The organism is Tateyamaria sp. 7Alg 36 (assembly GCF_059882455.1).
Genome location: NZ_CM187613.1, coordinates 79830 through 100081, shown reverse-complemented (window position 1 = coordinate 100081; position 20252 = coordinate 79830). Strand labels below are relative to the sequence as shown.

Genomic DNA, 20252 nt, shown 5'->3' with positions numbered 1-20252 from the left:
CGTCAGTTCATCCTCAATAGGGCGCCAATCTGGCCACCTTTTTCGATCTCTTTGCGTCCAAGGCTGCAATAGCCCTTTGCGCCATTCGCCGCACCACCTGCCTTGAGGTAAGCGTCACGTTTGGCAATCAGGCGGGCCTTTTCGGCATCCGACTTGCGATAGGCGTCGATTTCCTCGTCCGAGTAACCGAGTTCGCGCGCGCGCGCACCCACGCCCGTTACCACGCGATAGGCCTTGACCATTCGGGCGGAAATGTCGGGACAATTCTTACGGATTTCATCTGCGATGCCCACAGCCAGCAAGGTGCCGTCAATCTCCGGCACATCCCGCAAATGGGGTTTGGCCGAAACTGCTCCGGCTAGAAGGCTGATTATTAGGGCCATAGTCATCGTGCGCATCTGGGCTCTCCTCTGGTCGCATCATGTGATGCACATATGGGAAAGTACCCTGTTGCTATGCAATAACACCGCCCTGCACAACCCGTTAGCGTACAAAATCCAACCCTTGCGACCATTAGTTCACTGCGGTGCGCAGGTGCCAACCAGCAGCAGGCTGTCGCCGGAAACACGCAGGCGGCCATCCTCTGCATCGGGCCCATCAACCCAGTCCACATCCGAGGTTCCGAAGTTGCCCACGCAATAGCGCGTCGCCTCGTACCGGCCCGCCGCCCGCGCCCCTTCGAGGGAGGCCGAAACAGGGCGCACAGTGACCTGAAAGTTCAGCCGCTGCTTGTCGGTTTTCTTGGCCGTGGCGCGGAAATACTGCCCGTCAAAGGCGATCCGGTCCGCTTTCTTGCCACCGCAAGCCGACAGCATCAGCGCCGCGATCAGCATAAGGGCCACCAACAGCACAGGCCGTGCGTCAGGTCGGGCAAGGGTTTTGGTCTTGATCATGGTCGGTGCCTCCTCACTGCGTCGTGCACATTTGGCCCCAGCCAGATGCGTGATCACTATTGCCATGGTTTTCAGGATGATGAAAGCGCTGCATCGCGTTGGTGCGTGTCGGAACGGGCGCGTCACCGACTTGCCACAGCGCCTCCACCATCAGCATTCGATGTACATGGCCCCTGCCCGCTTTTGGGGCGCTGCCTTCTGTCGCGGCGGGCGGCGTTCAGTCCGGCGCACCGCGCATCGCATGACGGGGCGGTTCCACCCGCTGTTTTTCCAGAACCACAATGGAATCATGCACATGCAGCGCGGCAAGGTGATCCTGCGCCGCTGTCACCTTCTGCCCGTGGCCGTGATACCAATGGTGCATGTCGTCGATCAGCTGTTTGACCTGCGCCATGAACGTGTCAGACCGCCCATAGCCACCTTTGAAGCGACGCCAGTAATCGGCGTGCAGGTCCTCGACCATGTAAATCCCACCGTCCGACAACATGGGAAACAGCACATCCAGCGTGGCGCGCATATGGGGCGAACGGTGGCTACCGTCATCCAGCACAATGTCCACCCCGCCCATTTCCGCCACCACGGCGCGCAGGAAATCAGGATCGTCTTGCGATCCGATGCGTACCTGCCCAAAATCTCCGTCAAATTGCGCGCAATCAGGGTCGATATCTATGCCAAACAGGATCAGATCCGGACCGAACCATTTGCGCCACATCTCAAGCGAGCCGCCCTTGGACACGCCGATTTCCAGCATGCGCACAGGCTTGCCCCGATAGGGTCCGAGATAGCGGTCATAGATGGGCAGATAATGCAGCCATTTGTGCACGATCGGCCCGTTTGCATCCCAGAACATCTGTTCGATGTCGCTACGCGTTGCCAGATCGTCGGGGGCGGGACCGGTATAAAGACGCTCGTCGAACCCTTGTACGGGATCGCGTCTGGCAAGACGGCGCAGGAATTTAGAGAGTAGTTTCATCAGGCCGACCTCTGCGCTGCGTTCCGGCACAGGGCCCTATGAAACTGACACTAGAGGATATGGGCGCGGTGTCATGTCGAAAAACGACATTTTCTCAATATGTTATAGAAAGGCCAGATATGCGATGGGAAGTCAGAAAATCACTGAGACTACCAACAGACAGCCTTAGAGATGCGTCAGGGGGCGAACGCCGCCCCCTGCCCGCTTTATCACAAGGAAACAGGCTTACTCAGCAGCCAGCCGTTTACCTGCGATGCGGTCTTCAATCTCGCCACGGAAGTTCTTGATCAGGCCTTGGATCGGCCATGCCGCCGCATCACCAAGGGCACAGATTGTGTGGCCTTCGACCTGTTTGGTCACGTCCAGCAGCATGTCGATTTCCGACGCTTCCGCCTCGCCCTTCACCAAACGCTCCATCACGCGCATCATCCAGCCGGTGCCTTCGCGGCACGGCGTACACTGGCCGCAGGATTCGTGTTTGTAGAACTTCGCCAGACGCCAGATCGCCTTGATCATGTCGGTGGAGTTATCCATCACGATGACCGCTGCGGTGCCAAGTGACGACCCTTTTTCCTTCAGCGCGTCAAAATCCATGATCGCGTCGCGCATGTCTTCGCCGCGCACGTTTGGCACGGACGACCCGCCCGGAATCACGGCCTTGAGGTTGTCCCAGCCGCCGCGAATACCGCCACAGTGACGGTCGATCAGTTCCTCGAACGGGATCGACATCGCTTCCTCGACAACGCAGGGGTTGTTTACATGGCCCGAAATCGCGAACAGCTTGGTGCCCGCATTGTTTGGACGGCCAAAGCTCGAGAACCACGACGCGCCACGGCGCAGGATCGTTGGCACAACGGCAATCGATTCCACGTTGTTCACAGTGGTCGGGCATCCATACAGACCGGCACCCGCAGGGAATGGCGGCTTCATCCGAGGCATGCCCTTTTTCCCTTCAAGGGATTCGAGCAGCGCGGTTTCCTCACCACAGATGTAGGCGCCGGCCCCATGGTGCAGGTAGATGTCGAAATCCCAGCCCGAACCGGCAGCGTTCTTGCCCACCAGACCGGCATCATATGCCTCGTCGATGGCGGCTTGCAGGGCCTCTTTCTCGCGGATGTATTCACCACGGATATAGATATAGCAGGCATGCGCGTTCATCGCGAAGCTGGCGATCAGACACCCTTCGATCAGGGTGTGCGGATCATGGCGCATGATCTCGCGGTCCTTACAGGTGCCCGGCTCTGATTCGTCTGCGTTTACAACCAGATAGGACGGGCGACCGTCGCTTTCCTTGGGCATGAACGACCATTTCAGACCGGTGGGAAAGCCCGCACCGCCACGGCCACGCAGACCGGAATCCTTCATCTCTTGGACAACCCAGTCGCGCCCCTTCTGGATCAGCTTGTCGGTGCCATCCCAGTGGCCCCGCATTTGCGCGCCTTTCAGCGTGCGGTCGTGCATTCCGTAAAGGTTGGTAAAGATGCGATCTTTGTCAGCAAGCATGCGTGATCTCCGGATAGCGGTCCCGCGCAGGGCCGTTTCATTTGTCCCGACTGTTTTGCCAAATCCTGACGGCAACCACCAGTGACCAAATGAACGCAGCCAGCGCGAAAAGCAGGAAAAGTACCTCGAACCGTGCGGGCAGGCCCAGCACGGACACGATGACGGGGGCGAATATGGAAAGAAGTGCGGCCCCCGCGATGACGAGGGCCGCTATACGACCCTGACGGGCCATTTTCGGATCAAGCCGGTCCGACATGTTTAGTACACGCCGCCCTTTTTGACCTTGGAAGAGAATTCGGTGGTGCCACCTGCGGCCAGCGTCTTAGCCTGATCGACCCACGCATCGCGCGTGGCGCGGCCCTTGAACCCTTTGAGGTTCTGGTCAACCCACGCCACCTCGTCCGGACCCCAGTCGGCGATCTGGTCAAAGTGGAAGAAGCCCATGGAATGCAGCATGGTTTCCATCGCGGGGCCGACACCTTTGATCTGTTTCAGATCGTCCGGCCCGCCTTCACGTGCGGCGTCCAGTGTTTTGGGCTTGGACCCTACGCCTTCGGTCACAGCTGTGGTTGGGGCCGGTTTCGCCTTGGCGGCAGGTTTTGGTTTCGCGGCGGCTTTCGCCGGCTTTGCCGCTGTCGCGGCGGAGGCAGCACTGGCTGTCTTGGCCGCCGGTGCCTTGGCCGGTGCGGTTTCTGCCTTGGCGGCAGGTTTGTCTTCGGCTGGTTTTGCCGCCGGTGCATCTGTGTTGGACGCTGGCGCTGGTGCTGCTGCGGCCTCGGGTGCGACTGCCGCTGCGGCCACGGGTGCCGCCGCTGCGACGCCTGCGGTTGATGCTGCGGCTGCCGTGCCTGCGGTCGAGGCTGCGGAGGCTGTTGCCCTCTGCCCGCCTGTGCTGGCTGTACCGGTGTTGGCCGCACCGCTTGCGGCTGGGGTGCTGGATACATCACCGCCCAGTTTCGCGTCGGTGCACAGGGTGCGCAGCAACAGGAACCCGAGGACCAGACCAAAGATCAAACCGATCAGAACCGCCGGAAAGAACGAGAAATCCAACAGGAGCCCGAACAAGAGCGCCACCAAGAGGCCGCCTACCGCAGCCATTATCCAGCAGCGTCGCGTGCAGCTGCCCATGCCTTGTGTGTCACTCATCGTTCGGAATCTCCTGTCGGTTTAAAGTATCAAGCCTTATATATACCGCCTTTTTTGGCACGCTTAGAGAATTCTGTCTCATCCCCTGCGGCAAGTGATGTTGCCTGCGTGACCCAATTGTCACGGGTTACACGGCCCTTGAACCCTTCGAGGTTCTGATCGACCCATGCGATTTCTTCGTCTGTCCAGCTCGCCACTTGGCTGAAGTGGTAAAAGCCCAGACGGTTCAATAGTGCCTCAAGCTTGGGCCCGACGCCGCGGATCATCTTGAGGTCGTCGGCCTTGCCATCGCGCGGTGCGCTCAGCGCTTCGGGCTTTTTGCCGGGCCCATCATGGACAACCGGCGCGGCCTTGTCGGCAGCCGTGGGGGCGGCCTTTTTCGGCGCGGCAGCTTTGGGCGCGGCGGCTTTGGGGTTTTCGACAGGCTCTGGTGCGACGCTGCCCACGTCGGGTTTGCCCTTGGCCAGATCGTCCGACACCTCGCCCGGCGCTTCGGACTTGCCGTCCGAGGACGCACCGCGATCACGGGGTGCGGGTTTCTCGCCCTGCGTACGCCCGCCCTGTTTGCCGTCAGGCCCGTCCGGCGGCATCATGTCGCCCGAAGGTGCCACATCTTCGTTGGCGCGTCCCCATGGGGCCAGCAATGGCACCTCGGTCCCGTCGATCCGCTTGATCGTGTCACCAATATCGGTCGCCAGTTGCACAGAGGCGTTGTATTTCGTGTGGCCGCTGTCGAATTCCTTGAGCGTGGTCAGACCGCCAAGGGGTTCTGCTGCATAGCGTCCGTTCTGCGGGCCAGGTGTTGGCACCTTGCCTGCGGCCAGTTCGTCGATCAACTCGCCCATGCGCGCAGCTGTCAGGTCTTCGTAATAGTCCTTGCCGATCTGCGCCATCGGGGCGTTCGCACAGGAACCAAGGCACTCGACCTCTTCCCAGCTGAACTTGCCATCGGCACTCAGTTGGTGCGGCTTGGCGGCGATCTTTTCCTGACAGACCGACACAAGATCCTCTGCCCCGCAGATCATGCAGGACGTGGTGCCGCAAATCTGGATATGCGCCACAGATCCGACCGGCTGCAACTGGAACATGAAATAGAACGAGGCCACTTCGAGCACGCGGATATAGGCCATATCCAGCATCTCGGCCACGGTTTCGATGGCCGGACGGGTCAGCCAGCCTGTCTGTTCTTGCGCACGCCACAATAGCGGAATGACCGCACTGGCCTGACGGCCTTCGGGGTATTTCGTGATCTGCGCCTCGGCCCATGCCTGATTGGCAGGGGTGAAGGCAAAGCTATCGGGTTGGTCAAGGTGAAGGCGGCGGAGCATTGTATTGTTCTCTCGGTCTGGGTGGAGGCGTCGCGTGCCTCCGGCGGGCGTTTAGTGGGCACGATGCAGGTGGGTCACCTTCATCACGATTTACAGGCAGGTGGCAACAGCAGCAGGGTTTCCTCGTCCGCAGCGAACGTGGCGATCCCTTCGGCCATCATCTCGCGCGACAACCGGATGGCCGTCGGGCGGTCGATGCCAAGCGCAGGCATTTGCGCGTTGGCTTGTTGGGTGGTCATCATACAGCCGTTCTTTTGCATCGCTTCGATCAGTGCAGCCTTCTGGTCATCCGCAAGGGATGCCGTTGCAAGGCCGCAGAACAGCAATGGCAGTGCGAACTGTCTCACCGGTCGATCTCCCCGAACACCACGTCCATGGTGCCGATGATCGCGGCCACGTCGGCCAGCTGGTGCCCCTTGGAAATATAGTCCATCGCCTGCAAATGCAGGAAACCGGGGGCGCGCAGCTTGGCGCGGTAGGGTTTGTTGGTCCCGTCCGCCACAAGATAGACGCCGAATTCGCCCTTGGGCGCTTCGACGGCGCAGTACACTTCGCCCTCGGGAACGTGGAAGCCCTCGGTATAAAGCTTGAAGTGGTGGATCAGCGATTCCATCGACGTTTTCATGTCTGTCCGGCTGGGCGGCGTGATCTTGCCCCGCGCCAGCACGTCGCCGGTGGCCTCGCGCAGCTTGGCGATGGCCTGTTTGATGATGCTGACCGACTGGCGCATTTCTTCCATGCGGACCAGATAGCGGTCATAGCAGTCGCCGTTCTTGCCCACGGGGATCTGGAAGTCGAACTCGTCATAGCACTCATAAGGCTGCGAACGACGCAAATCCCACGCAAGGCCGGAACCGCGCACCATCACACCGGAGAAGCCATAGTTCAGGATGTCTTCCTCGGTCACGACACCGATATCGGCGTTACGCTGTTTGAAGATGCGGTTTTCGGTCAGCAGCCCGTCGATGTCGCCCAGCACTTTGGGGAATTCATGGGCCCATTCCTCGATATCGTCGATCAGGTCGTCGGGCAGATCCTGATGGACCCCGCCCGGACGGAAATAGGCGGCGTGCAGACGCGCGCCACAGGCACGCTCGTAAAACACCATCAGCTTTTCGCGTTCTTCAAAACCCCAAAGCGGCGGCGTCAGCGCGCCAACGTCCATCGCCTGCGTCGTGACGTTCAGCAGGTGGTTCAGCACGCGCCCGATCTCGGAATAGAGCACACGGATCAACGAGGCACGGCGCGGCACCTCGACCCCTGTGAGCTTTTCAATGGCCAGACACCAAGCGTGTTCCTGATTCATCGGGGCCACGTAATCCAGCCGGTCGAAATAAGGCAGGTTTTGCAGATAGGTGCGGCTTTCCATCAGCTTTTCGGTGCCACGGTGCAGCAGGCCGATATGCGGGTCACACCGCTCGACCACCTCGCCGTCCAGTTCCAGCACCAACCGCAGAACCCCGTGCGCCGCAGGGTGCTGCGGGCCGAAGTTGATGTTGAAGTTGCGAATCTTTTGCTCGCCCGTCAGGGCGTCGTCGAATTTGGAGCCGTCCATCATAAGTTGCTCACCCTTCTATTGCCGGACCATATGTCGTCCGGACGTCTGCTGTCAGTGTTGCGGACGCGCCAAAGGCACGTTCGTGTGTGAAACGGTCCGTCATGATGCCACCGCGCTTTGGGCAAGGTTGTCCTGCCAGCGTTGCGGCAATGTCCCCAAAAGGGACCGTGCGGCGTCGTATTGCGGGCGCAAAAGCGCGCCCAGTTGTGAATGCACATCCGGCGCAGGCGCGCTACGGGTGCTTGCGTTGATCTTTTCCTCGGGTCCGGCAAGCGGCGTATCAAGGCCCAGAAACCCAGCCAGCTTTTCCAGCGTGCTCGGCTGGAACAGATCCTCGAAGAAGACCACCATGCGCTGGTCCGCAGGCACGGCGGCCTCAAGCCGTTCGAGCGTGCGGGCATAGTCCGAGCGCGCGCGTTCGGGATTGTCTGCACCGGTCGTGACCTCTTGCAAGATCGCGGCACTGGCCACGTCCGCAGGCACGCCCATTTTCACGCGCCGCGCCACGGTCATCGAGATGTTGGACCACAGCCGGTCAATCGGGTCGCGCAGGATCATCAGGAACCGCGTGTTGCCCCCGTTCAGCGCCGCCATCCGCCCATATGTCTGCTGTTTCAGCAGCGCATAGGCAGGGGTCACATCCGCCACCAGACGGTGCGCAGGGCCCACGGGGCGCATCATCAGCTTTTCATAAAGCGCATCATTGCGCCGCTGCGATCCCACCAGCCCGAGCCAGCGGTCGATCTCTTGCACGCGGCGCTGTGTGCGCTGGCGCGTCTTGTCATCTTCGGCACTGGCCATCTGCGCGCGCACATCGCCACGCACGCGGATCAACTGGTCCAGCGCCCAGATCGACGTGCCGTTTTCCAAAGCGTCGAAGTAATGCGTTTCCTTGATCGGCGGCAACACGGCCTGCTCATGGCTGCGCAAGGCACGCGCCAGCCATGTGGTTCCGGCCTTGGCCGCACCGATGCAATATAGAAACGTCGCCGCCATCCCTAGCGTTTCTCCAGCTCTTGCAGCTTGAGCGCCATGAACCACAGCAGCGCAACCGTGCCGATTGGGATAACGCAAACAAACGCCCAATAGGCGTTGATCCCGAAATGGGGCAGCAGCTTGAACATCGGAATGATGATCAGCACAGCCATGATCAGCAAGAAGATCATGCCAGCCCCCCTGCCCGCGTCTTACCACGGACCACGCCCGGCACGAACAGGGCTACGCAGCCAAAGGCCGCCAAGCACAGTGCACGGGCAACGGATGTCATGCGGCACCCCCGTCTTTCTTCTCGTCACCGGGAAGGATGTATTCCGCCCCTTCCCACGGGCTCATGAAGTCGAACTGGCGGTATTCCTGCACAAGGCTGACAGGCTCGTAGACAACGCGCTTTTCAACTTCGTCGTAACGCACTTCGGTATAACCCGTCGTCGGGAAATCCTTGCGCAAAGGATAGCCGCGGAAACCGTAGTCGGTCAGGATGCGGCGCAGGTCAGGATGCCCCGAGAACAGTACACCGAACATGTCGAAAATCTCGCGCTCGAACCAGTTCGCACTGGGGTGCACATCGGTGATCGACGGCACCATCTGGTCCTCGCGGATCGACACGCGCAAACGGATGCGGTGGTTCTGGTACATGCTCAGGAAATGATACACGACGTCGAACCGTTTCGCGCGACCCGGATAGTCCACCGCCGTGATGTCCACGAGCGAGGAGAACTTGCATGTCGAGTCGTTGCGCAGGAATTCGACAAAGCCGGTGATGTTGGCGGGCGCCACATCGACGTTCAACTCGTTATGGGTCACATCCCAGTTCAGCACGCAATCGGGGCGCTTTGCCTCCAAATAGCTGCCAAGTTCGTTCAGGGCTTCGGTCATTATATGCTCCTTGCCGGAGAAAAGTAGTCGCCGCGCAACGCGCGCGGCGATATTCGGTGCAGCCTAGCGGACAATCGTGCCCGTGCGGCGCATTTTGCGTTGCAGTTGCAGGATGCCGTACAGCAGCGCCTCCGCCGTGGGCGGGCAACCTGGTACATAGACATCCACCGGTACGATCCGGTCACAACCACGCACCACGGAATAGCTGTAGTGGTAGTACCCACCGCCATTCGCACATGACCCCATCGAGATCACGTAGCGCGGCTCGGGCATCTGGTCATAGACCTTGCGCAGGGCCGGTGCCATCTTGTTGGTCAGCGTGCCTGCCACGATCATCAGGTCCGACTGGCGCGGGGACGCACGCGGCGCAGTGCCGAAACGCTCAAGATCATAGCGCGGCATCGATGTATGCATCATCTCGACCGCGCAGCAGGCCAGACCGAAGGTCATCCAGTGCAGCGAACCGGTACGTGCCCAGTTGATCAGATCATCGGTTGAGGTCAGCAGGAAGCCTTTGTCCTGCAACGATTCATTCAGAACCTGTGTGGCGTGGTCCTTGTCGCCGCCCGCGGTTGCGGGGCCGAACGAACCTGCATCTGTTACTGCCATTCCAGCGCCCCTTTCTTCCACTCGTATGCAAAGCCTGCGGTCAGCACGCCAAGGAACACCATCATCGACCAGAAGCCGACCATGGACACATCCTTGAACGCCACGGCCCATGGGAACAGGAAGGCGATTTCGAGGTCGAAAATGATGAACAGGATCGACACCAGATAGAAACGGACATCGAACTTCATCCGCGCATCGTCGAAGGCGTTGAACCCGCATTCATAGGCGCTGACCTTTTCGGGGTCGGGATTGCGCACCGCGATGACGATGGCCGCCAGTATCAAAACAAGGCCGAGGCCGATGGCAACGGCGAGAAAAACAAGGATGGGGAGGTACTCCCGCAACATTTCTTCCACGTTTGGCTCCTTTGTCTCGCGGATGATCGCACACCCGCGGGGTCATGTGGCAAGATTGGCTTTTTACGGGTTTACGCCCGACACCGCGCAGGGTCAATAAAGCGCGGGCCAGAACTGGGTCAATTTCGACGGGTGATTTCGACGCAGCCGTTCGGCCTATTCCAGCGGGTCGCGGAACCACTCGACAAGGGTCAGCCCGTTATCGGCATCCGACACGCGCGCTTGCAGCGCGGCACCCGACTGCGACGGCAATTCCACCTTGATCGCCCCGTGCTGCGGCGTCACGCGTTGCAAGCGGCGCGCCACATTGGGCAGCGCGAGCATATCCTGATTGCTCAGCTTCAACTCGGACCGCAGACCGGAACTGGCAAAAACCAGTGTCCCGTCGCCATTATGCACAGTCAGCGCGTCGCCCCGCCGGTTCGAAAGAACGTTCAGCACCGCGTCATTTTCCGCCAGCGCCTCGCACAGCTGCTTTTGCTCGTAGCGCAGCAACTGCCGTTCAATCCGGCTTTCGACCAGCCCGCTTACGGCGCGCAAAAAGGCCGCGTCGGCCTCGCGCCAGACCCGTGGCGTGGTCGAGGTCGCACAGATCGCGCCAACCGCACCGCGTCCCTCTACAATCAGTGGTACACCCAGAACGGCAGCAATCAGGGGCGACTGGCCCAAAGGCATTTCACAGGTCGTGGGGTCGGTCAGCACATCGTTGATGGCAATCGCCCCGCCCGAGCGCACCACACGTCCGCTGATCACATCCGTCAGCGTCAGTGTGCGTCGGTTCAGGTTCGCAGCCATCTGCTGGCGCTGGCCCAGTTCCACAAGTGCATCATCATGGCACACACATACCACAGCGTCGTCGCAACACAATTTTGCGGCGATCGATTGCGACAAGGCATTGAACTCGGCCATATCGCTGAAATCGGTACTATAAAGAGACATGACATATACCAAACAACCCAGAACACGCTGGAACGTTTGCGGGGCTCCTCCCGCTGTTTGATGAGATTACCGAAATTTCGGCGAAAGCAACACCCAATCCGACGCAACCAGCGCGGGTTTCCGCCACGTGCAACATGGATGCGTCACTGGAAATGTTAGCGCCCCAACCAAGGGGCAGGTTCTTTGGCAAAAAACGCATCAATTCCCGCACGCGCCTCTTCGGTTTCCCACCGCTCTTTCAGGGCGGTGATCGTCATTTCGATGGTGTCCTCGTCAATGCGCGGCCCAAGGCTGCGGGCCAATGCCTTGGCCGACGCGACAGCACCAGGCGCGCAGGAAAGATAGGGCGTTACCTCGGCCTCAATGGCCTCGTCCAGATCGTCCGCAGGCACGGCGCGGGCCAGCAAACCAAGGGCGACCGCCTCGTTCGCATCAAAGAGACGCCCCGACATAAAGACGCGGCGCGCGCGCCCTTCTCCCATGCGTGCAAGGACATAGGGGCCAATGGTAGCAGGTATGATGCCCAGCCGCGTTTCCGTCAGCCCCATGCGGATATGGTCGGCCCCAATAGCCACATCACAGACCGAGGCCATGCCGACCCCGCCGCCGAACGCGTTGCCCTGCACCGCCCCGATCAGCGGCTTGGGCATCGTGTTCAGCGCTTGCAACATAAAGGCGAGTTTCGCCGCCTCGCGCGCACGGGTGGCGGCGTCGGCCTCCATCTGCTCGCGCATCCAGCCCAGATCGCCGCCCGCACAGAAACTCTTGCCCGCGCCGGTCAGCACCACAACACGCACCGCCGGATCACTGCCTAATTTTTGTGCAACCTCGGTGAGCTCGGCCAGCATCACGGCGCTAAGGGCGTTGTGCTTGTCCGCACGCGACAGGGTCAGGGTCGCCACACCGCGCCCGTCAACCGCGATCCGAATCGTTTCAAATGTCATTTCTGCCGTGCCCCGTTATGCCTGCCGCAAGGATTTGGCGAACGCCGCCGCATCATTCACCGCATCCAGATCAAGACCGGTTTCATAGCCCAACCGCTCCAAATGCGCGGCCACGTCCTCAGTCGCGACATTTCCCGCCGCACCGGACGCATAGGGGCACCCGCCCAGACCGCCCACGGCGGCATCGAATACCCGCACACCGAGACTGAGCGAGGCGTCGATATTGTCGATCGCCCGACCGCCCGTGTCGTGGTAGTGGCCTGCCAAACGGCCCACAGGCACCACATCGCGCACTGCCAGCAGCATCCGCGCCACCGCATCCGGCGTACCATGACCCAGCGTGTCGCCCAGACTGATCTCGTAACAGCCCATCGCGAACAGACGGTCCGCCACCCGCGCCACGGCTGCAGGATCAACGGGGCCGTCATGGGGGCACTCGACCACGCAAGAGACATAGCCCCGCACCGGCAGGTCGATCTCCCGCGCGGCTTCGATCACCGGCGCGAAACGGTCGAGGGATTCGTCAATTGAGGCATTGATATTGGCCCGCGAAAACCCTTCGCTGGCCGATCCGAACACGGCAATCTCGTCAGCCCTGGCCGCCACCGCCGCATCGAACCCTTTCATGTTGGGCGTCAGCGCCGCATAGCGCACGCCACCCGCACGGGTGATCTTGCCCAGCACTGCGCCACTGTCGGCCATCTGCGGCACCCATTTGGGACTGACAAAACTGCCCGCCTCAATACGCCGGAACCCCGCCGCACTCAGCCGGTCGATCAATGCGACCTTATCGGCCAGCGCGATCTCTCCGCTTTCGTTTTGCAGACCGTCGCGCGGGCCTACCTCGTAAATCTCGACCGCACCTGCCATTCAAGCCTCCCAAGCTGGATAAAAGTCCTTGTCGTATAGATGTCCGCCCTCGTCCGGCAGGCTGGCCTGAAACCCCGCGCGCTCCGTGATCCGCTCGTACCAGCGTGCGGTTTCCGGATGCCCGTCGAGTTTGGCAAAGTGACGCGCCATATAAACCGCCTGCCCGACCGAGATATCGGCAGCAGAAAAGCCCGAGGTTAAAAGGTAGTCCCGATTCTCCAGCGGTGTGGACAGGCGCGCTTCAAGCGCATCATAGCACTTCTTGAGGCGCGCGGCCTCCAGCTTCATCACCACGGGGCTGCGCATCTCGTCCTCGTACAGCATGATATGCTGCTGAGTCAGTGCGGCCACGTGCTGGCTGATGGTTTCGGCAAAGCTGACCCAGACCAGCCACGCCATCCGGTCCGGACTGTCCGGCGAACGGCCCATGCGGTCGGGGCTGAAACGTTCGCACAGATATTGCGTGATCGCCGCCGTCTCGAACATCCGCTCGCCATCGATTTCCAGCGCAGGCACCCGCCCCGCAGGGCTGAGCGACAAAAACTCGGGCGAGCGCAAGGAGCGGTCGAACGGGTGAATGTGCACACGAAACGGCGTGTCGATCTCGTTCAGCAGCCAAAGGGTGCGCATGGATCGGCTTTGCGGACAGTGATGCAGGGTGATCAAGTGGTTTCCTCTTCTAGACGGACCAGAGCCGCGCCTGCTGCCACCTGATCGCCAGTTTCGGCAAGCACTTCGGCAATAACTCCGTCGCGCAGGGCAAGCAGGGCGTGTTCCATTTTCATTGCCTCCAGAATGGCCAATCTGTCGCCTTTGGCAACCCGTGCCCCCGCCTTGGCAAAAACCGCCCGCACCAGTCCGGGCATCGGGGCCTCGATCAGGTTCCCGTCCCCCGCAGCAGTTGACGCCACATCCAGCGGATCGACCAAGCGGTAGCTGATGCCATAATGGTCAAACACCGTGGCGGTGCCGTCGGCCACTGCGACCGTTGGCGCGGGCAACCCGTCGATGACCCACGCGCCATGGCGACGCTCGGCCATTACAATGGTGCCGTCCACATCCCAGCGTTGCGCGTTACGGCCCAGCACTTCGACATGCAATTGGAACACATGATCCTTCAGGGCAAGGCCCACAGTACGGCGCAAGGGCCGCCATAGGGTAAACCCGCCGAGCGCTCCGCCATCGCTCACCCCCGCCACGGCCATGCCTGCCGCCACCGCGTGGCGCGGCGCGGGCGGCTGCATCGCGGTCAGTGCGTCGATGTCGCGCGCGATCAGGCCGGTATCCACCTCGCCACGCGCAAACCCGTCGTGACGCGCCAACGCGCCCAGAAACCCAAGGTTCGTAACCGTGCCCGCCACCTGCGTTTGCGCCAGCGCGCGATCCAGACGACGCAGCGCCACCTCGCGCGTGGGGCCGTGCACGATAACCTTGGCAATCATCGGATCATAAAACGGGCTGATCGTGTCCCCCGCCCGCACGCCACTATCCGCGCGCACGCCGTCGGGAAATTGCAGATGGCTCAGCGTGCCGGTGGCAGGCAGGAACCCCGCCGCCACATCCTCGGCATAAAGACGCGCCTCAAAGGAATGACCACGGATCGACAGATCCTCCTGCTGTGCAGGCAACCCCTCACCAGCGGCCACACGCAACTGCCATTCCACCAGATCAACGCCGGTGATCGCTTCTGTGACAGGGTGCTCTACCTGCAACCGCGTGTTCATCTCCATGAAATAGAACCCGTCGGCCCGCAATGGCCCCGACCCGTCAACGATGAACTCGACCGTCCCTGCCCCGCGATAGCCGATGGCCTCTGCCGCCTTGACCGCCGCCGCGCCCATCGCGGCGCGCATCTCTTCGGTCATGCCCGGCGCGGGCGCTTCCTCGATCACTTTCTGATGGCGGCGCTGCAAGGAACAATCCCGCTCGAATAGATGCACGGCACGGGTGCCATCGCCAAATACCTGCACCTCAATATGGCGCGGATGGGTGACAAATTTCTCGACCAGCACATCAGCATTGCCAAAGGCTATCCGCGCCTCGCTGCGCGCACTTTCCAGCGCATCGGCAAAACCTTCGGGAGTTTCCACAAGGCGCATTCCCTTGCCACCGCCGCCCGCCACGGCCTTGATCAACACCGGATAGCCGATGCGCCCCGCTTCGGATGCCAGAACATCATCGCTCTGGTCGCGCCCGTGATATCCCAGAACCACCGGCACACCCGCCTCGACCATCAACGCCTTAGCCGCATCCTTAAGACCCATGGCACGGATAGCGTCTGCCGGCGGGCCGATAAAGACAAGCCCCGCCGCCTCGACCGCTGCTACGAAATCGGGGTTCTCCGACAGAAAACCGTACCCTGGATGGATCGCCTGCGCACCGGTATCGAGCGCGGCCTGAATGATTACATCGCCCCGCAAATAACTCTCGGCAGGCGCGCTTGCGCCGATATGCACCGCCACATCCGCCAGCGCGACATGCTTGGCCTCGCGATCCGCATCGGAATAAACCGCAACACAGCGCACCCCCATCGCCCGCGCTGTTTCGATCACACGGCAGGCAATTTCACCGCGGTTGGCAATCAGGATCGTATCAAACATCATCTTCTTCCCGTCTTTGGGTGAAAAATACCTCGGGGAGCCCGAGGGGCTGGCCCCTCGGCACCGCCCCTGCACACAGCGCCAAGGGCGCGCTCTTACATGCGGAACAGGCCAAAGCGCGTCTCCTCGATTGGGGCGTTGATCGCGGCGCGCAGGCTCAGGTGCAGCACGTCACGGGCGCGTCGCGGGTCAATAACGCCATCGTCCCAAAGCCGTGCACTGGCATAAAGCGGATGGGACTGTTCCTCGAACATATCAATGGTGGGCTGCTTGAACGCGGCCTCTTCCTCGGCGGACCATGCGCCGCCCTTGCGTTCGATCGCATCGCGTTTGACCGTGGCAAGTACCCCCGCCGCCTGCGCGCCGCCCATGACCGAGATGCGCGAGTTGGGCCACGACCACAGAAACCGCGGGTCATAGGCGCGCCCCGCCATGCCATAGTTGCCCGCCCCGAAAGAGCCGCCCACCAGCATGGTGATTTTCGGCACCGAGGTGGTCGCCACCGCCGTCACCATCTTGGCCCCGTGGCGCGCAATGCCTTCGTTTTCGTACTTCTTGCCCACCATGAAACCGGTGATGTTCTGCAAAAAGACCAGCGGGATCCGCCGCTGGCTGCACAATTCGATGAAATGCGCGCCCTTCTGCGCTGCCTCGGAAAACAGCACGCCATTGTTGGCGATGATGCCCACCGGACAGCCCATGATATGGGCAAACCCGCACACCAGCGTTTCCCCGAACCGTGCCTTGAACGCGTCAAAACGCGACCCGTCCACCACCCGCGCGATCACCTCGTGGATGTCGTAGGGCGTGCGCAAGTCCGCAGGCACAACGCCGAGGATTTCGTCGGGGTCATAGGCAGGCTCTTCGGGGCTTTGCAAAGTGATGTGATTGGCTTTGCAAAGGTTAAGGTTTTCTACACTTCTGCGCGCAAGGGCCAGCGCATGGGCGTCATCCTCGGCCAGATAATCCGCAACCCCTGACAGACGGGTATGCACATCCCCGCCACCCAATTCCTCGGCGCTGACCACCTCACCCGTGGCGGCCTTGACCAGTGGTGGTCCGGCCAGAAAGATCGTGCCCTGATCCTTGACGATAATCGTCACATCCGACATCGCGGGCACATAGGCCCCGCCAGCGGTGCACGATCCCATCACCACCGCGATCTGCGCGATGCCCTTGGCCGACATCTGCGCCTGATTGAAAAAAATGCGCCCGAAATGGTCGCGGTCGGGAAACACCTCGTCCTGATTGGGCAGGTTCGCCCCACCACTGTCCACCAGATAGATGCAGGGCAAGCGGTTCGCCTCGGCGATCTCTTGGGCGCGCAAGTGCTTTTTCACACTCATCGGGTAATAGGTGCCGCCCTTTACGGTGGCGTCGTTGCAGATGACCATCACCTGATGGCCCGCCACCTGCCCGATGCCCGCGATCACCCCCGCACAAGGCGCGGCCCCGTCATACAGGCCATGCGCCGCCGTCGCCCCGATTTCGAGGAATGGCGCCCCCGCATCCAGCAGACACGCCACACGTTCGCGCGGCAGCATCTTGCCCCGCGACAGGTGCCGTTCACGCGACGCCGCACCGCCCCCTTGCGCGGCGGTTTCAGCCGCCTCGCGCACCTGCGCCAACGCCTCCAGATGGGCGGCTTGGTTGTCCTTGAACGCCTGCGATGCCGGCACGGCCTGCGAGGTCAGCTTCATTCGTTTTCTCCTGTTTCGGCGGCGGCACGCGCCTTGAGCGCCTTGCGGATCACCTTACCTGTCACCGTCATCGGCAATTCATCGACAAAGGTGATTTCCCTTGGGTATGAATAGCTTGCAAGACGTTCTTTCACGTAATTCTGAAGGGCGCCCGCCGTAATTTGCGCGCCGTCACGGCGCACCACATAAGCCTTGACGATCTGCGTGCGCAGCGCATCGGGCTTGCCCACCACCCCGACCGTGGCCACGTCAGGATGGGTCAAAAGGCAGTCCTCAATCTCGGCAGGGCCAATGCGATATCCGGCGGATGTAATCACATCATCCTCGCGCCCGACAAAGCGGATATCGTCGCCCTCGCGCTGGCCGCGATCTCCAGTCAGCATCCACGGGCCGCGGAATTTCTCGGCGGTTTCCTTGGGGCGGTTCCAGTATTCCAGCATCATCGACGGCGCGCCACGTCGCACGGCGATATCGCCCTCGCCGTCGGTAATATCACCTGCCTCGTCAATGACTTGCACGTCAAAACCGGGAACGGGACGTCCCATGAACCCTGCACGCGGGGCAAAGCGCGCCGCGCAACTGGACACAACCATGTTGCATTCGGTCTGCCCGTAAAATTCGTTGATGGTTACGCCAAGGGCGCGCTGCCCCCATGCGAGCATCTCTGCGCCCAAGGGTTCACCGCCGCTTGCGACCGAGCGGAGGCCGTCGATGTGCGCATCTTCCGCCTTCAGCATCCGCAGCGCCGTGGGCGGAAAAAACACATTTTTGACAGCAGCTTGCGAGATGATCCTCATGCATTCATCAACCGAAAATTTCGCCATCCGCGCCGCCACCACAGGCACGCCCAAGGCAAGTCCGGGCATCAGAACATCGAACAGGCCGCCAATCCACGCCCAGTCCGCAGGGCTCCACAGGCAGTCGTCCGGCTGGCCCAGATCATCATGGCTGAGGACCACACCCGGAATATGACCCTGCAACACGCCATGGCCGTGCAGCGCACCCTTGGGCGTGCCCGTGGTGCCAGAGGTATAGATCAGCACCGCAGGGTCGTGCGCCTCGGCCTCCACAAATGGAACCGGCGGACCATCGACGCCCGCTTGTTCAGCCAGCCAGCATTCGGCCAGATCGCCGACCAGCGCCGCACCTTCTGCGTCCGTCAGAACAAGGTCCAGACCCGCATCCCTGACCCGAGACTCCAGCGCATCATGCTTGAAGAGTTTGAACAAAGGCACTGAAATCGCGCCGATTTTCCAGATTGCGAGATGGGCCGCCGCACACCACGGCGATTGCGACAGCAATACGCCAACGCGGTCCCCTTGCTGCACGCGCGATTGCAGTGCGCGGGCAAGGCCATCGACCATATCGCTTAACATGCCATAAGTAACATCGCGCCGCGCTGCCCCGCGCAGGTCGATCACCGCAACCTGATCGGCGGGATGGGACAGGCACTGCTGCGCCATGTTCATAGCCCGCCCTCCGATGCGATTGTGACCCCGCCAAAGCGGTCCACGTGATAGGTGATGTCACCGCATTTCACCTGAAACACCACGGCCCCCTCGCCCTGCCAGCCCAGACATTCCGCCTTGCTGCCGCCATGTTCGGCGACGTGCCGCGCGGCGACCGCATTGATGATCCCCGTCGCATCCAGATCGACCTGACGCTGCCCCAGCCAGAACCCCGCAAGGCCTGCCAGCAGCACCAGAACCGATGTCGTGATCAGGACGGAACGTGGCATCACCCCATCGCCGTGACCAGTTCGCGGCCCACCAACATGCGCCGGATTTCCGAGGTGCCTGCACCGATCTCCATCAATTTGGCATCGCGGAACAGACGCGCCACGGGCGCATCGTTCAGGAAGCCCGCACCGCCCATGGCCTGCACCGCCTGATGGGCCTGTTTCATCGCCTCTTCCGAGGCATAAAGACAGCACGCGGCGGCGTCCTGCCGTGTGACCGTGCCACGGTCGCAGGCCTTGGCCACCTCGTAGACATAGGCGCGGGCCGAATTCATCGCCGTGTACATATCGGCGATCTTGCCCTGCATCAGCTGGAACGACCCGATGGGTTGGCCGAACTGCTTACGCTCGGCCATATAGGGCATGATCTCGTCCATGCAGGCAGCCATGATGCCAAGGCCGATACCCGCCAGCACCACCCGTTCGTAATCAAGGCCCGACATCAACACGGCAACCCCGCGCCCTTCGACGCCCAGCACGTTTTCGAACGGCACCTCGACGTCGTCAAAGATCAACTCGGCCGTATTGCTGCCGCGCATGCCCAGCTTGTCAAAATGCGGCGAGGTAGAGAAACCTGTCATCGACTTTTCAATCAGGAAGGCGGTGATGCCACGCGGTCCAGCCTCGGGGTCGGTCTTGGCATAGACCACCAGCGTTTCGGCATCGGGGCCGTTCGTGATCCAGTATTTCGTGCCGTTCAGGATGTAGCGGTCGTTGCGCTTTTCCGCGCTTAGCTTCATCGACACCACGTCCGATCCCGCCCCCGCCTCGGACATGGCCAGCGCGCCGACATGGGCCCCGCTGACCAGATCGGGCAGGTATTTCGCCTTTTGCTCGGGCGTGCCGTTCAGTTTGATCTGGTTGACGCAAAGGTTCGAGTGCGCCCCGTAGCTGAGCGAGACCGAGGCACTGGCGCGTGCGATCTCTTCGACCGCGACCGTATGCGCGAGGTAGGACATGCCAGCGCCGCCGTACTCTTCCTCGACCGTGATGCCCAGCAGGCCCAACTCGCCCATCTCGGGCCAGAGTTCGGGCGGAAAACTGTTCGAGGCGTCGATCTGGGCCGCCATCGGCTTGACGCGATCCTGCGCCCAACGATGCACCATATCGCGCAGGGCATTCACGTCCTCGCCCAGATCAAAATTCATGGAATGGGTGAACATGAACAACCTCCCCAGATTAATGAACACTTGTTCAATTTATAGCAGCGCGGCCCTTCT

23 protein-coding genes are annotated in these 20252 nt (G+C 61.5%); all 23 read right to left on the bottom strand.

All coding sequences use genetic code 11. From position 1 onward, the window contains the following. Positions 1–2 precede the first annotated feature (2 nt). The 23 genes from AC6GQJ_RS00475 to AC6GQJ_RS00365 all read right to left on the bottom strand — a co-directional run bounded on the left by AC6GQJ_RS00475 (position 3) and on the right by AC6GQJ_RS00365 (position 20195). Positions 3–398, bottom strand: a complete 396-nt coding sequence (locus AC6GQJ_RS00475) for a DUF5333 domain-containing protein (protein ID WP_500770685.1) — start codon at positions 396–398, stop codon at positions 3–5. 120 nt (positions 399–518) lie between these two features. Further along, positions 519–893 (bottom strand): hypothetical protein, encoded by a 375-nt coding sequence (locus AC6GQJ_RS00470; RefSeq protein WP_500770683.1) that lies wholly within the window; start codon positions 891–893, stop codon positions 519–521. Positions 894–1110: 217 nt separating this feature from the next. Then, on the bottom strand, positions 1111–1866 hold the full coding sequence (locus tag AC6GQJ_RS00465) for a class I SAM-dependent methyltransferase (protein WP_500770681.1): 756 nt from the start codon (positions 1864–1866) through the stop codon (positions 1111–1113). Between the two features lie 225 nt (positions 1867–2091). Further along, complete coding sequence (gene nuoF / locus AC6GQJ_RS00460; protein WP_500770679.1) at positions 2092–3369, bottom strand: NADH-quinone oxidoreductase subunit NuoF; 1278 nt, start codon at positions 3367–3369, stop codon at positions 2092–2094. Positions 3370–3406: 37 nt separating this feature from the next. Then, positions 3407–3625, bottom strand: a complete 219-nt coding sequence (locus tag AC6GQJ_RS00455) for a DUF5337 family protein (RefSeq protein ID WP_500770677.1) — start codon at positions 3623–3625, stop codon at positions 3407–3409. Between the two features lie 2 nt (positions 3626–3627). Beyond that, positions 3628–4515 carry a helix-hairpin-helix domain-containing protein gene (locus AC6GQJ_RS00450; RefSeq protein WP_500770675.1) on the bottom strand — a complete coding sequence of 296 codons (888 nt, stop codon included), beginning with the start codon at positions 4513–4515 and terminating at the stop codon, positions 3628–3630. A gap of 29 nt (positions 4516–4544) precedes the next feature. Further along, positions 4545–5843: an NADH-quinone oxidoreductase subunit E gene (locus AC6GQJ_RS00445; RefSeq protein WP_500770672.1), complete on the bottom strand. Its 1299-nt coding sequence runs from the start codon at positions 5841–5843 to the stop codon at positions 4545–4547. Positions 5844–5926: 83 nt separating this feature from the next. Continuing rightward, the gene (locus tag AC6GQJ_RS00440) at positions 5927–6190 is read right to left on the bottom strand and encodes a hypothetical protein (protein ID WP_500770670.1); all 264 of its coding nucleotides are present in this window, start codon (positions 6188–6190) and stop codon (positions 5927–5929) included. Next, on the bottom strand, positions 6187–7398 hold the full coding sequence (locus tag AC6GQJ_RS00435; protein ID WP_500773980.1) for an NADH-quinone oxidoreductase subunit D: 1212 nt from the start codon (positions 7396–7398) through the stop codon (positions 6187–6189). Before AC6GQJ_RS00435 ends, AC6GQJ_RS00440 begins: the two co-directional genes overlap by 4 nt. 102 nt (positions 7399–7500) lie before the next feature. Beyond that, positions 7501–8397, bottom strand: a complete 897-nt coding sequence (locus tag AC6GQJ_RS00430) for a sulfotransferase (protein WP_500770668.1) — start codon at positions 8395–8397, stop codon at positions 7501–7503. A 2-nt stretch (positions 8398–8399) separates the two neighbouring features. After that, positions 8400–8567, bottom strand: coding sequence for a hypothetical protein (locus tag AC6GQJ_RS00425; RefSeq protein WP_500770666.1), 168 nt, complete (start codon positions 8565–8567; stop codon positions 8400–8402). A 97-nt stretch (positions 8568–8664) separates the two neighbouring features. Then, positions 8665–9276, bottom strand: a complete 612-nt coding sequence (locus tag AC6GQJ_RS00420) for an NADH-quinone oxidoreductase subunit C (protein ID WP_500770664.1) — start codon at positions 9274–9276, stop codon at positions 8665–8667. Positions 9277–9339: 63 nt separating this feature from the next. Then, a complete protein-coding gene (locus tag AC6GQJ_RS00415) occupies positions 9340–9885 on the bottom strand; it encodes a NuoB/complex I 20 kDa subunit family protein (RefSeq protein WP_500770662.1) in 546 nt (181 codons plus the stop codon). Continuing rightward, the gene (locus AC6GQJ_RS00410; RefSeq protein WP_500770660.1) at positions 9876–10241 is read right to left on the bottom strand and encodes an NADH-quinone oxidoreductase subunit A; all 366 of its coding nucleotides are present in this window, start codon (positions 10239–10241) and stop codon (positions 9876–9878) included. Before AC6GQJ_RS00410 ends, AC6GQJ_RS00415 begins: the two co-directional genes overlap by 10 nt. Positions 10242–10397: 156 nt before the next feature. Continuing rightward, complete coding sequence (locus AC6GQJ_RS00405; RefSeq protein WP_500770658.1) at positions 10398–11180, bottom strand: GAF domain-containing protein; 783 nt, start codon at positions 11178–11180, stop codon at positions 10398–10400. A 155-nt stretch (positions 11181–11335) separates the two neighbouring features. Continuing rightward, on the bottom strand, positions 11336–12124 hold the full coding sequence (locus AC6GQJ_RS00400; protein WP_500770656.1) for a crotonase/enoyl-CoA hydratase family protein: 789 nt from the start codon (positions 12122–12124) through the stop codon (positions 11336–11338). Positions 12125–12139: 15 nt separating this feature from the next. After that, positions 12140–12994, bottom strand: coding sequence for a hydroxymethylglutaryl-CoA lyase (locus AC6GQJ_RS00395; RefSeq protein ID WP_500770654.1), 855 nt, complete (start codon positions 12992–12994; stop codon positions 12140–12142). Continuing rightward, positions 12995–13660, bottom strand: a complete 666-nt coding sequence (locus AC6GQJ_RS00390; RefSeq protein ID WP_500770652.1) for a glutathione S-transferase family protein — start codon at positions 13658–13660, stop codon at positions 12995–12997. Beyond that, complete coding sequence (locus tag AC6GQJ_RS00385) at positions 13657–15594, bottom strand: acetyl/propionyl/methylcrotonyl-CoA carboxylase subunit alpha (protein WP_500773978.1); 1938 nt, start codon at positions 15592–15594, stop codon at positions 13657–13659. Before AC6GQJ_RS00385 ends, AC6GQJ_RS00390 begins: the two co-directional genes overlap by 4 nt. A 95-nt stretch (positions 15595–15689) precedes the next feature. Continuing rightward, a complete protein-coding gene (locus tag AC6GQJ_RS00380; protein ID WP_500770650.1) occupies positions 15690–17294 on the bottom strand; it encodes a carboxyl transferase domain-containing protein in 1605 nt (534 codons plus the stop codon). Continuing rightward, positions 17291–18763: an AMP-binding protein gene (locus tag AC6GQJ_RS00375; RefSeq protein ID WP_500770648.1), complete on the bottom strand. Its 1473-nt coding sequence runs from the start codon at positions 18761–18763 to the stop codon at positions 17291–17293. The genes AC6GQJ_RS00380 and AC6GQJ_RS00375 overlap by 4 nt, the downstream gene beginning before the upstream one ends. Further along, positions 18760–19032, bottom strand: coding sequence for a hypothetical protein (locus tag AC6GQJ_RS00370; protein WP_500770646.1), 273 nt, complete (start codon positions 19030–19032; stop codon positions 18760–18762). Before AC6GQJ_RS00370 ends, AC6GQJ_RS00375 begins: the two co-directional genes overlap by 4 nt. Then, a complete protein-coding gene (locus AC6GQJ_RS00365) occupies positions 19032–20195 on the bottom strand; it encodes an isovaleryl-CoA dehydrogenase (protein ID WP_500770644.1) in 1164 nt (387 codons plus the stop codon). Before AC6GQJ_RS00365 ends, AC6GQJ_RS00370 begins: the two co-directional genes overlap by 1 nt. Positions 20196–20252: the final 57 nt, after the last annotated feature.